Here is an 11,880-nt window from a genome sequence, read left to right on the forward strand (position 1 = left end):
CTCTTATATCTATCGGATGACGATAGCAGCAGACCCCCGTTCTTTCCTCTACCGCGACACACTCGACCCCGAACAGGCGCAGGCGCTGACCGCCAAGGCGCTTGGCAAGGCCGATGATGGCGAGCTGTACTTGCAATATCGCAAGGCCGAGGCGTTCGGGTTCGACGACGGCCGGCTGAAGACCGCCTCCTACGACACGAGCTCGGGCTTTGGCCTGCGCGCCGTCTCGGGCGAGATGACCGCGTTCGCGCATTCGAACGAGATGACACCCGCCGCGATCCGTCGCGCCGCCGAGACGATGGCGCTGATCGAGCCGGGGGTCGCCGCGAAGGCCGGTCCGCCGCAGGGGACCAATCGACACCGCTACACCGCCGCGGACCCGCTCGATCTGGTGCCGTTCGCTGACAAGGTGAATTTGTGCCAGACGATCGACGCGGCCGCCCGCGCGCGCGATCCGCGTGTGGCGCAGGTGTCGGTGAGCCTGTCGGGGACGTGGTCGGTGGTCGAGATCGTCCGCGCCGATGGGTTCGTCGCGACAGATGTCCGCCCGCTGGTACGCCTCAACGTCTCGATCGTCGCCGAGCAGAATGGGCGGCGGGAGACGGGCAGCTACGGGATCGGCGGGCGCTATCTCTATAACGACCTGTTCGAGCCCGCGACGTACAACCGCGCGATCGACGAGGCTCTCTCGCAGGCGTTGGTGAACCTGGAATCGATTGCCGCGCCGGCGGGCGAAATGACCGTGCTGCTCGGCAACGGCTGGCCCGGCATCCTGCTGCACGAGGCGATCGGTCATGGGCTCGAGGGCGATTTCAACCGCAAGGGAACGTCAGCGTTCTCGGGACGGATCGGCGAGCGGGTCGCGGCCGAGGGCGTAACGGTGGTCGACGACGGATCGCTCCAGGATCGCCGCGGATCGCTGACGATCGACGACGAGGGCACGCCGACGCGCGAGACCGTGCTGATCGAGGACGGCATCCTCAAGGGTTATATGCAGGACCGGCTCAACGCGCGGCTGATGGGCGTCGAGGCTACCGGTAACGGTCGTCGCGAGAGTTATGCGCACGCACCGATGCCGCGGATGACCAACACCTTCATGAAGGCGGGCAACGACGATCCCGCCGAACTCCTGTCGCGCGTCAAGAAGGGCATCTTTGCCAAGGCGTTCGGCGGCGGGCAGGTCGATATCGTCTCGGGCAAGTTCGTGTTCAGCTGCACCGAGGCGTATCTGATCGAGGACGGCAAGCTGGGCGCGCCGATCAAGGGCGCGACGCTGATCGGCGACGGGCCAAGCTCGCTGACCAGGGTGCGCGGGATCGGCAACGACTTCGCGCTCGACGAGGGAATCGGGATGTGTGGCAAGGGCGGGCAGTCGGTGCCGGCCGGCGTGGGGCAACCCACGTTGCTGGTCGATGGGCTCACGGTAGGCGGGACGGCGGCCTAATACCCCGAGATCAGCATATCGAGCGCGGCCTTTATTTCGAATTGCGCCGCATCGAGCGTCGCTACGGTGTCTTCGATGTCGCGGACGTCGATCGCGCGGGCTAACGTCGTGATCATCGTCAGAACTTCGCCGTTGATCGTGAAGCTGGGCATCAGCCTTTCGAAAATCACGGCGTCGGTTGGACGAAGCGGTGCCACGAAACGGGTCTGCAGGTCGGACAGCAGATCCGATTGGCAATCGACCACCAGCACATTGCCGCGGATGCGGTAGACGTCGAACTGTGCCAATCAGAGCGGCCGCAGATGGGCAAGCGGATCGCCATTCTGTTCGTACCAGCGGTTCCAGCCTTCGATCGCCTCGCGATTTTCTTCCTTCCAGCGCCGCTCTTGTTCGATTTTCGTCGCGTGCCTGATAGCGTGTTCGCTGATCTGAGAAAGGTTGAGCCCTGCCTCGCGTGCCGCTGCAACGATGCCGGTATCCAGCGACATGTTGACCGATTTGCGCTTGCCGGTGGCGACTGGATCATGCTTCATGCGCACAAGGTATGCGCGTACATGTTGCGCGTCAATTCGGAGCCGAACGATGGACTTCTTTCCCGCGCTCACCGACGAGCACCGTGCGTTCGTTGCCCGGCAGCGGGTGTTCTTCGTCGCGACTGCCGCCGAGGGGGCGCGGATCAATCTCAGTCCCAAGGGCATGGACAGTTTTCGCGTGCTCGATGCGAAGACGGTCGCGTATCTCGACGTCGGCGGTTCCGGGAACGAAACGAACGCGCATCTGGGCGCGGACGGGCGCATCACGATCATGTTCTGCGCGTTCGATCAGCCGGCGCTGATTTTCCGGATCTATGGCAAGGGTCGTGCCGTGCTGCCGCAGGACGACGGCTGGGCCGAGTTGTATGCGCGGTTCACGCCGTTGCCGGGTACGCGGCAAATCTTCGTGATCAATGTCGACGAGGTGCAGACGAGTTGTGGCTGGGGCGTGCCGTTCATGACGCTCGATCGCGAGCGACAGACGCTGTCGAAATATCACGCGAAACAGACCGAGGCCGAACGGCTCGAGGAACTGGCGGGGCCGACCGCGAGCATCGACGGGTTGCCGGTGCGGCTTGCTACCGTATTGCCGGAACGTACCGGAGAATGAGCTTAGTCGAACTGGGGCGGTACGGCCGCAACGAGGCGCATATCATCGTCGGGCGGCTCGAAAGCGAAGGCATTTCGGCGATCGCGTTCGACGGCGGGATGTCGATCATGGAGGGGAGCTGGTTGCTGATCCCGGTGCGCGTCATGGTCGACGAGGATGATCTGGACGAGGCCCGGGGGATTTTGGCAGGCTGAGCGGGTGCGTCGGGCGTTCGTGAGAATGCGGCGTTTCGAAGAAAGGCGCCGCGCTGCCGCCGCAATCGTCATTCCCGCGGAGGCCGGAACCCATATCGGCAAAGCTCCCGACTTGGTCGCTAGCGGTTGAGTATATGGATCCCCGCCTGCGCGGGGATGACGACGAATTGGACGCCCGTCGCGTAGATTAAGTCGCGCAGATTTAGAAGGGGCAGGGCGAACACCCCGCCCCGCCAGATCAGCCTCTCGCGCTGACCCGCCAGATCGCGTTGCCGACGTCGTCCGCGACCAGCAGGCCACCGGTCTTGTCGGTGATGACGCCGACCGGGCGGCCCTGTGCGTCGCCGTCCTTGTTGAGGAACCCGCCGAGCACGTCGACGGGCTTTGCGTTTGCCGCCGGGAAGCCGGTGTCGCCGAACGGGATATAGACGACCTTGTAGCCCGATACCGGCTTGCGATTCCACGAGCCGTGCTCGCCGACGAATGCACCGTTGGCGAAGTTTGCGCCCAGTTTCGCGTCGCCCGAGAAGGTCAGGCCGAGCGCCGCGACGTGGGGTCCGAGCGCGTAATCGGGACGCTTGGAATATTGCTGGAGCGCGGGGTTCTTCGGCTCGACGCGGCTGTCGGGATAGCCGCCCCAATAATACCAGGGCCAGCCGAAGTGATCGCCGAACTCGACCTGCGTCAGGTAATCGGGCGCGAGATCGGAGCCGAGCATGTCGCGCTCGTTGACGACGGTCCACAATTCGCCCGACTTGGGGTTGATCGCCATGCCGTTGGGGTTCCGCAGGCCCGCGGCGTAGATCCGCCAGTTCTTGTCCTTGGGCCAGACCTGGAGGATGTTGGCGCGGTACTTCTCCGCGTCCATGCCGTTCTCGGCGATGTTCGACGACGATCCGACGCCGACGTACAGCGTCTTGCCGTCCGCTGCGGTAATGACGTTGCGCGCCCAGTGATTGCCGCCCGGGTTGAGCTTGATGACGAGCTCGGGCTTGGCTGTGATCTTCGTGGCGCCGTCGGTGTAGGGGACGCGGACGAGCGCGTCGGTGTTGCCAATGTAGAGCTGGCCGTCGAGCAGGGTCATGCCGAACGGCGAGTTGAGGCCGGTCATGAACACCGACTTCGTCTCCGCCACGCCGTCGCCGTTCGCGTCGCGCAGCAGCGTGATGCGGTTCGCTGAGGGGACGCCGGCGCCCGCGCGGCCCATCAGGACCTTCATCACCCAGCCGGTGATCCCACCACCCTCGCGCGGCGGCGAGTTCGTCTCGGCGACCAGTACGTCGCCATTGGGCAGGCGGTACATCCAGCGCGGGTGATCGAGCCCGGTCGCAAACGGCTGGACCTTGAGGCCGGCGGCCGGAGTCGGCATCGCGCCGTTCTGCCAGCCGACGACCTTCGCGACCTTGACGGTCGGGATCGTCTGGATACGGGGATCGGTGATCTTGGGCAGCTTGCCGGTCACCTGATCGACCGGCAATTTCGCCGTGTCGGGCCAGGCGAGATAGGTGACGCCCGCGGCGATCACGAGCAGGATCAGGCCGAGGACGATGAGGATGTGTTTGCGCATGGGGCAAGGATAGTCGCACACCCCGTGCGGCGGAAGATGCAAAAGCGGTTCGCGGCCGCGGCATTTCAGCGGTCGTCAATATCTTACGGGTAAGCGCGCTGCATGGTCTTCCCTCGTTCATCGATCGATTGGCGCACGGCGCGCATCGCCGTCGCCCTGTCGTTGGCGATGTTCGCCGGGTATGGCCTGTCGTCCTTCCCCGGGCTCTGGGCGAGTTGGCAGGTTCCGGCGATCACGCCGCTGTTCGTCGCGGCATGGATCGTGGCCGCGATCCTGCCGCTGATACTGCTCCGCCATGCGCCGCCTGCGTTGACGGTCTCGATGATGGCGGCGTTGGCGATAGCGTTGCGGATCGCGGCGGCGGTGGTGGCGGATGGGCGGATCCCGCCGGGCGATGCGCGCAACTACGTCGTCCTCGCCCAGCATCTGCTCGAAGGGCGCGGACTGGTCATCGCCGACCATTATATGGGCGTAGAGGTGCGTGCGCTGTATCCGCCCGTCTACCCGATCCTGCTGGCGGCGTGGGGTGCGATGGTGGGGTTCTCTACCGCCTCGCTGACGCTGTTGGCGACGATCGTCGACCTCGCGACCGCGGGCGCGATGATCCTTCTGGCGCGCATGCTGGGCAATCGATCGGCGGGCCTCGCCGCGGCATGGCTGTACCTGATCTGGCCTTCCGTCCTGCTGTCCACGCCGCTGGCGCAAAAGGAAGGCGTGTGTGCCCTGCTAGCGGTGTTGCTCGCGATCCAGTGGGTCAGGCTCGCCGCGAAACGGGACGCTGGCGCGGCACGCTGGTACGCGGCGATGGGGCTAGGGGTGACGGCCGGGGTGCTCACGCTGACGCAACCGGGCGAAGCGCCGCTCGTCATGATGTTCGGGATGGTTTCGGCGGCTGCGTGCGGATGGCGACGTGCGATTGTAGCGGGGCTCCGTGCGGTCCCGTTCGCGGTCCTTGCGATCCTGCTGCCCTGGTGGATCCGCAATGCGCTGATCTTCGGCGCCTTCGTTCCGCTGACGAGCGCGGGCGGCTATGGCTTGTGGATCGGCAACAATCCGGACGCTACCGGTCACTGGATGCCGCCGCCGCCGCAATTATATGGCATGGCCGAGATCGCGTTCGGCAAAGCCGCCGCGGCGATCGCGATCGACTGGATCGTCCAGCACCCGATGGACTTCGTGCGCAACACCTTGGCAAAAGCGGTGCGAGGCTGGGGCGTAGCGGAAAGCGGCGCTTCGCGGATCGCGGGGCTGCGGCCGACTATCAGTCCGTTGATTCCACCGATCGTTTTCGCCGTGTCGCAGATGGCGCATCTGGGATTGCTGGCTGGAGCCGCGCGTTCGGCGTGGAGACGGCAGACGCCTGGCATGACGCTGTTGCTGCTCCTCGTGCTCGCGTGCGTCGTGCAGACGCTGGCGTTCGGGGTCTGGTTCGAATTCGACGAGCGCCACCGCGATTTCGCGACGCCGTTCCTATTGTTGCTGGCGGCGTTCGGATTTGCCGATGCGCGAGCATCGGAAGGCGAGCGGGACCGGTCTGGTAGGGAGTAAGCCCCAGTAGGCCGGTCCGACAATAAAAGAAGGCCGCCGACATCGCTGCCGACGGCCCCCTCCGATACTCGGACGTCGCTTACGAGATCGCGGCGTCCTGTTCCGCGCGGACCTTGGCGAGATCGAACCGGTCGGCGTTCATGACCTTGTTCCAGACCTTCACGAAGGCGGCCGCGAACTTCTCGCTCGCATCGTCGGCGGCGTAGACCTCCGCCAGCGCCCGGAGCTGCGAGTTGGACCCGAAGACGAGGTCGACGCGACTGCCCGTCCAGAGGACCTCGCCGGTCTTGCGGTCGCGCGCCTCGAACGTCCCGTCACCGACCGCGCTCCACTTCGCGGTGAAGCTCGTCCGCAGCAGGTTGCGGAAGAAGTCGTTGGTCAGCGTCTCGGTGCGATCGGTGAACACGCCGAGCTTCGAGTCGCCGTGATTGGCGCCCAGCACGCGCAGGCCACCTACGAGCACGGTCATCTCCGGCGCGGTGAGCCCCATCAGATGCGCGCGGTCGACCATCAGTTCCTCGGCCGAATAGACCGACTTCTCGCCGACATAGTTGCGGAACGCATCGGTGCGCGGCTCGAGCGGGGCGAACGACGGCGCGTCGGTCTGCTCCTGCGACGCGTCGGTACGGCCCGGCGTGAACGGCACGGTCAGGTCGTGACCCGCCTTCTTGGCCGCCGCCTCGATGCCTGCATTGCCGCCGAGCACGATCAGGTCGGCGAGCGACACGCTCTTGCCGCTGCCTGCGAAGTCTCGCTGGATGCCCTCGTACGTAGAGAGTGCCTTGGCCAGTTCGGCCGGCTCGTTGACTGCCCAGTCCTTCTGCGGTGCGAGACGGATGCGGGCGCCGTTTGCACCGCCGCGCTTGTCGGTACCGCGATAGGTCGAGGCCGACGCGAACGCCGTCTTCACCAGGCGCGAGATCGACAGGCCGGAGTCGAGGATCTTCGCCTTCAACGTCGCGATATCGGCGTCGGACAGCGGCTCACCTTCGTGGGCGGGCACGGGGTCCTGCCAGATGCGCGGCTTTGCCGGAACTTCCGGGCCGAGCAGCAGCGGGTAGGGGCCCATGTCGCGGTGGGTCAGCTTGTACCACGCCTCGGCGAATGCCTTGGCGAACTCGTCCGGATTCTCGTGGAACCGGCGCGAGATCTTCTCGTAGGCTGGGTCGACGCGGAGCGCGATGTCGCTGGTCAGCATCGTCGGGCGATGCTTCTTCGACGGATCATGTGCGTCGGGCACGTCCTCGGCGGCGTCCTTGGCGATCCACTGGTGCGCACCGGCCGGGCTCTTGGTCAGCTCCCACTCGTGGCCGAACAGGTTCTCGAAATACAGGTTGGTCCACTTGGTGGGCTCCTGCGTCCAGGTGACTTCGAGACCGCTGGTGATCGTGTCGCCGGCGTTGCCCTTGCCGTAGCTGTTCGCCCAGCCAAGACCCTGCATCTCGATGCTCGCGCCTTCCGGCTCCGGACCGATATACGGATCGGGCTCGGCGGCGCCATGCGTCTTGCCGAAGGTGTGACCACCGGCGATCAGCGCGACCGTCTCCTCGTCGTTCATCGCCATGCGGCCGAACGTCTCGCGGATATCGCGCGCCGAGCCCATCGGATCGGGGTTGCCGTTCGGGCCCTCGGGATTGACGTAGATCAGACCCATCTGGACTGCGGCAAGCGGGTGCGCGAGGTCGCGGTCGCCCGAATAGCGCTCATCGGCGAGCCACTCGCGCTCGGCGCCCCAGTTCACGTCGGTCGCTGGCTCCCACACGTCGATGCGGCCGCCGGCGAACCCTGCGGTCTGGAAGCCCATCGATTCGAGCGCGCAATTGCCGGTGAGCACAAGCAGATCCGCCCAGGACAGGCTGCGGCCGTACTTTTCCTTGATCGGCCAGAGCAGCATGCGCGCCTTGTCGAGGTTGGCATTGTCCGGCCAGGAGTTGAGCGGCGCGAACCGCTGCTGACCTGCGCCCGCGCCACCACGACCGTCACCGATGCGGTAGGTGCCCGCGGCATGCCACGCCATGCGGATGAACAGCGGGCCGTAATGCCCGAAATCGGCTGGCCACCACTCCTGCGAGTCGGTCATCAGCGCGACGATGTCGGCCTTCACCGCCGCCAGATCGAGCGACTTGAATGCCTCGGCATAGTCGAAGTCGTCGCCCATCGGGTCGCCGGCGGGCGGGTTCTGGTGGAGTACCGAGACGTTCAGCTGGTTCGGCCACCAGGTGCGGTTGGTCATCTCGAACAGGACTGCCGGACCATCCATCTTGCCGGGCTCGTCGGTCGCCTGGTGGGTCGAGCCGCCATGCATCGGGCATTGTCCGGCAGTAGGTGCTTCGGTGGTCATACCATCTCCAATTCAGCGTCTTCTGAAGTTGGGAGAGGGTATGGCATTGCGCGAGTGATCAATAAAATAGATTGCGTCGTCGGCAGTAATCGGTTGGGTGATATGTCACCATATCCGTTCGTGCTGAGCGAAGCTGAAGCACCTGTGTCTCGCGCCTGCCCCTTGAATTCGCTCAAGGCGAACGGGAATGGGGATCAGTCGTCGTCTTCGATCGCCACCACCGGCGGATGCAGGCGGAGGCGGTTGATGCGACGTTCGTCGGCGTCGATGACTTCGAGCTTCCATCCGCTGGGGTGATCTACGCATTCGCCGACCTGTGGCACATGGCCCGCGAGCAGCGCCGCCAAGCCGCCGAGCGTGTCGATATCGCCATCGACCTCCGCCAGTCGCGCGTCGATCAGTTCTGCCGCATCTTCGAGTTCGGCGCGCGCGTCGACATCCCAGGCACCGCCTTCGATCGGCGTCATCAACACCTGCGGCGCATCGTCATGCTCGTCCTCGATATCGCCGACGATTTCCTCGATCAGGTCCTCGAACGTGACGAGGCCCTCCGTGCCCGAATATTCGTCGAGCACGATCGTCAGATGGACGTGCTTCTGCCGCATGTCGGCGAGCAGATCGAGCGCCCCGCGCGACATCGGCGCGTAGAGCGGCTCGCGGATCAGCCCGGCGATCGACGCGGGATGCTCGGCGCCGGTCGCGAGGATGTTAAAGACGTCCTTGATGTGGACCATGCCGATGATCGTATCGAGGTTGTCGCGGTAGACCGGCAGGCGGCTGTGCCCCGCCTCGGCGAACAGCTTGACGAGGTCCGCGAACGGCGTGTCCTCCTCGACCGCGATGATGTCGGCGCGCGGCACGCCGACGTCGCCGGCATCGCGCTCGCTGAAGTGCAGCAGGTTGCGGACCATCTGGCGTTCTAGCGGCGTGAGATCGCCCTTGGCGTCAGGCGCGGGATCGCCCTCGTGCCGGTCGATCGCATCCTCGAGCTGGTCGCGGAGCGATTCGTCCTGATTGCCGAAGATCAGGCCCTTGAGCCCGCGCCAGATACTGTCGCTACTATCGCCGTTACCGGCATTGGGGCCATCGGCCATCGTGGTCGTCAGTCCTCTGTTATCAAATAGGGGTCGTGGAGTCCGAGCGCGGCGAGCGCATCGCGTTCGATCTGCTCCATGCCCTCGGCCTCGTCGTCGTCGATATGGTCATAGCCTAGCAGATGCAGCGTGCCGTGCACCATCAGATGCATGGTATGATCCTCGACCGAAATGCCGCGCTCGGCGGCTTCGGCCACGCAGACGCCGTGCGCGAGGATGATGTCGCCCAGGAGGACCTCGCCGTCGTCGGAGTTCTGCGTGATCGTCTCCAACAGGTCGGGCTGGACCATCGGGAAGGACAGGACGTTGGTCGGCTTGTCCTTCTGGCGATATTGCTTGTTCAGCGTGTGGATCTCGTCGTCCGACGCGAGCCGGATCGAGATCTCGACGCTTGCCGTACCGGTCAGCAGTTCGCCATGCGGAGTCCGCTCGATCGCTGCGGTCGCCGCGCGCAGGGCAAGCGCGTCCCAGTCCTGCTCAGGCCAGGGGGCATCGGAAGAGAGCGCGATTTCGAGCATGCAGATCCTTTAGGCGAGATCGGTCAGGGCGAAATCATTACCCTTGTAGAGAAGTTCCGCACCATGAGCTTTCGCGCAGGCATAGGCGAAGCAATCGCCCATGTTGAGCTTCGCGGGGTGGCGGCCTTTGCCGTAGATTTGATAGGCATCGAGCGCTGTAGATAATTCGCTCTCGCCAATCGGAACAAGGCGAAGAGCCAACACGCGAGCGGTGTTTTCCACTTCACTGCGAGCTACATCGATATCAAACCGATAGGAGCTACGCAGAGCGGACACCGTCTCCCAGCATGACATAGCCGACCACAAGGCATTTTCGTCATGTTCGACACGGGTGATGAAAGCATCGCGTTCCGGCTCACCTATGATCATCGCTACAAGCGCGGATGCATCGACGAACACGGTCAATCCGGTTCCTCGCCCCATAATTCGTCAAAAAAGGCCTTGTCGGCTTTAAGGCCAGTCGGCTCACCTAGTGGGTGATCCCTGCGCCATGCATCCAGACGTTCGCGCATGCTCGGCACCGAAACCAATGGCGTCAATTCCGCCTTACGCTTCCGCAACGAGTCGCGAACGACCTCGGTCTTGGTGACGCCCAAACGCGCTGCAAGCTCGGTCGCGAGTTCGGCGGTTTCGCTGTCCTTGATGTAGAGAGACGCCATCGTCATGCTCCTGGGATATCCCGGATAATACTCCAGGATATCCCGACCATCAAGCATCGGTTCCTTCATACGCCGCGACGACGCGGCCGACGATCGGATGGCGGACGACGTCGCCGACGGTGAAGCGGCACATCGAGATGCTCTCGACGCCTTCCAGCCGGGTGACGGCGTCCGCCAAGCCCGAGGCGGCGACGCCGCCGGGGATGTCGACCTGCTTCGGATCGCCGCAGATCACCATGCGGCTGTTCTGGCCGAAGCGGGTGAGGAACATCTTCATCTGCGCGGGCGTGGTGTTCTGCGCCTCGTCGAGGATCACGAACGCGTCGGCCAGCGTGCGGCCACGCATGAAGGCGATCGGCGCGACCTCGATTTCGCCCGATGCGATGCGGCGTTCGACCTGCTCGGCGGGGAGGCAGTCGTAGAGCGCGTCGTAGAGCGGACGGAGATACGGATCGACCTTCTCCTTCATGTCGCCGGGGAGGAAGCCGAGGCGTTCGCCCGCTTCGACGGCGGGGCGCGAGAGGATCAGACGCTGGACGCTGCCGGTGATGAGCTGCTGCACTGCCTGCGCGACGGCGACATAGGTCTTGCCGGTACCTGCCGGCCCGAGCGCGAAGATCATGTCGTTGTTGGCGAGTTCTCGCATGTAGTGCGCCTGCGCCGGTGTGCGCGGGACGATCGTCTTCTTGCGCGTCCGGATCATGATCGGGGGGGCGCCGCCGCCGCCGGCATCGGCGCGGATGATGCCTTCGAGCACGGGCTCGTCGGCCATCGCGATCGACGCATCGACCAGGCCGGTATCGACGTCTTCGCCGCGCTGGATGCGGGCGTAGAGATCGTGGAGCACGTCGCGGGCCTTGGCGACCTGTTCGGCGGTGCCCTCCAGGCCGATCTTGTTCCCTCGTGCGGTGATGTAGACGCCGAGGCGGTTCTCGAGTGCTACCAGGTTCTGGTCGTACTGGCCGAACAGCCGGACGAGCAATTGGGGCTTGTCGAACAGCAGCTCGACACGGGCGCGGTCACCGGACTGGGCGGGAACGGGTTTACGGCTCATACGGTCCTTTCAGGGACAGGCTTTTGGAAAAGAAGGGCTTTTGCAAAAGAAGGTTAGGCCGGGTTAGGCCAACGCACAGTGCGATCGCGGTGTCGTCAGACCGGAGATGAGCATGGCGGGCGACGCGTTCAAGCCGCGCCGGAGCGCTGGCCGAGAGATGATTCGAGTCGCGTGGGCGAAGCTGCATCGGCGGCGAGTGTGACAGGCGATCGGGGTGTAGGACAGCGAAATCGCGGGGGGTGCCTGATGGCCTGCCGGTGTTGCTTTGGGGCCTCGGCGGCGAGAGGCCCTCCCTGATCCTCCCCTGTAAGGGGAGGT

At 64.9% G+C, this 11,880-nt stretch carries 13 protein-coding genes; 4 read left to right on the forward strand and 9 right to left on the reverse strand.

Annotation, left to right across the window (positions count from 1 at the left end; translation table 11 throughout):
• Positions 1–16: 16 nt before the first annotated feature.
• Positions 17–1,444 (forward strand): metalloprotease TldD, encoded by a 1,428-nt coding sequence (gene tldD / locus H8S47_RS11640; protein ID WP_187504025.1) that lies wholly within the window; start codon positions 17–19, stop codon positions 1,442–1,444.
• Here the strand turns inward: tldD and H8S47_RS11645 are convergent.
• Together H8S47_RS11645 and H8S47_RS11650 are read right to left on the reverse strand one after the other, a co-directional pair.
• The gene (locus tag H8S47_RS11645; protein WP_187504026.1) at positions 1,441–1,731 is read right to left on the reverse strand and encodes a CcdB family protein; all 291 of its coding nucleotides are present in this window, start codon (positions 1,729–1,731) and stop codon (positions 1,441–1,443) included. The genes tldD and H8S47_RS11645 overlap by 4 nt on opposite strands.
• Positions 1,732–1,977, reverse strand: coding sequence for a type II toxin-antitoxin system CcdA family antitoxin (locus H8S47_RS11650; protein ID WP_187504040.1), 246 nt, complete (start codon positions 1,975–1,977; stop codon positions 1,732–1,734).
• 49 nt (positions 1,978–2,026) lie between these two features.
• Here H8S47_RS11650 and H8S47_RS11655 point away from each other — a divergent pair, with 49 nt between their 5' ends.
• Both H8S47_RS11655 and H8S47_RS11660 read left to right on the forward strand, forming a co-directional pair.
• Entirely contained in the window at positions 2,027–2,587 is a 561-nt protein-coding gene (locus H8S47_RS11655) for a pyridoxamine 5'-phosphate oxidase family protein (protein ID WP_187504027.1), read from the forward strand.
• The gene (locus H8S47_RS11660; protein ID WP_187504028.1) at positions 2,584–2,781 is read left to right on the forward strand and encodes a putative signal transducing protein; all 198 of its coding nucleotides are present in this window, start codon (positions 2,584–2,586) and stop codon (positions 2,779–2,781) included. The genes H8S47_RS11655 and H8S47_RS11660 overlap by 4 nt, the downstream gene beginning before the upstream one ends.
• Before the next feature lie 238 nt (positions 2,782–3,019).
• Here H8S47_RS11660 and H8S47_RS11665 read toward each other — a convergent pair whose 3' ends face one another.
• Positions 3,020–4,348, reverse strand: coding sequence for a PQQ-dependent sugar dehydrogenase (locus tag H8S47_RS11665; RefSeq protein ID WP_187504029.1), 1,329 nt, complete (start codon positions 4,346–4,348; stop codon positions 3,020–3,022).
• 102 nt (positions 4,349–4,450) lie between these two features.
• On the opposite strand from H8S47_RS11665, the gene H8S47_RS11670 reads away from it, so the two are divergent.
• Entirely contained in the window at positions 4,451–5,896 is a 1,446-nt protein-coding gene (locus H8S47_RS11670; RefSeq protein ID WP_187504030.1) for an ArnT family glycosyltransferase, read from the forward strand.
• Positions 5,897–5,975: 79 nt separating this feature from the next.
• Here the strand turns inward: H8S47_RS11670 and katG are convergent, their stop codons facing one another.
• From katG to H8S47_RS11700, 6 genes are all read right to left on the reverse strand, one after another.
• On the reverse strand, positions 5,976–8,237 hold the full coding sequence (gene katG / locus H8S47_RS11675; RefSeq protein ID WP_187504031.1) for a catalase/peroxidase HPI: 2,262 nt from the start codon (positions 8,235–8,237) through the stop codon (positions 5,976–5,978).
• 194 nt (positions 8,238–8,431) lie between these two features.
• Positions 8,432–9,331 carry a hemolysin family protein gene (locus H8S47_RS11680; RefSeq protein WP_187504032.1) on the reverse strand — a complete coding sequence of 300 codons (900 nt, stop codon included), beginning with the start codon at positions 9,329–9,331 and terminating at the stop codon, positions 8,432–8,434.
• Positions 9,332–9,339: 8 nt separating this feature from the next.
• The gene (gene ybeY / locus H8S47_RS11685) at positions 9,340–9,849 is read right to left on the reverse strand and encodes an rRNA maturation RNase YbeY (RefSeq protein WP_187504033.1); all 510 of its coding nucleotides are present in this window, start codon (positions 9,847–9,849) and stop codon (positions 9,340–9,342) included.
• A 9-nt stretch (positions 9,850–9,858) separates the two neighbouring features.
• A complete protein-coding gene (locus H8S47_RS11690; RefSeq protein WP_187504034.1) occupies positions 9,859–10,254 on the reverse strand; it encodes a type II toxin-antitoxin system VapC family toxin in 396 nt (131 codons plus the stop codon).
• A complete protein-coding gene (locus tag H8S47_RS11695; RefSeq protein ID WP_187504035.1) occupies positions 10,251–10,508 on the reverse strand; it encodes a type II toxin-antitoxin system VapB family antitoxin in 258 nt (85 codons plus the stop codon). Before H8S47_RS11695 ends, H8S47_RS11690 begins: the two co-directional genes overlap by 4 nt.
• A 49-nt stretch (positions 10,509–10,557) precedes the next feature.
• Entirely contained in the window at positions 10,558–11,562 is a 1,005-nt protein-coding gene (locus tag H8S47_RS11700) for a PhoH family protein (RefSeq protein WP_132737677.1), read from the reverse strand.
• Between the last annotated feature and the right edge of the window lie 318 nt (positions 11,563–11,880).

The sequence above is a fragment of the Sphingomonas albertensis genome (assembly GCF_014358075.1).
GTDB classification, from domain to species: domain Bacteria; phylum Pseudomonadota; class Alphaproteobacteria; order Sphingomonadales; family Sphingomonadaceae; genus Sphingomonas; species Sphingomonas albertensis.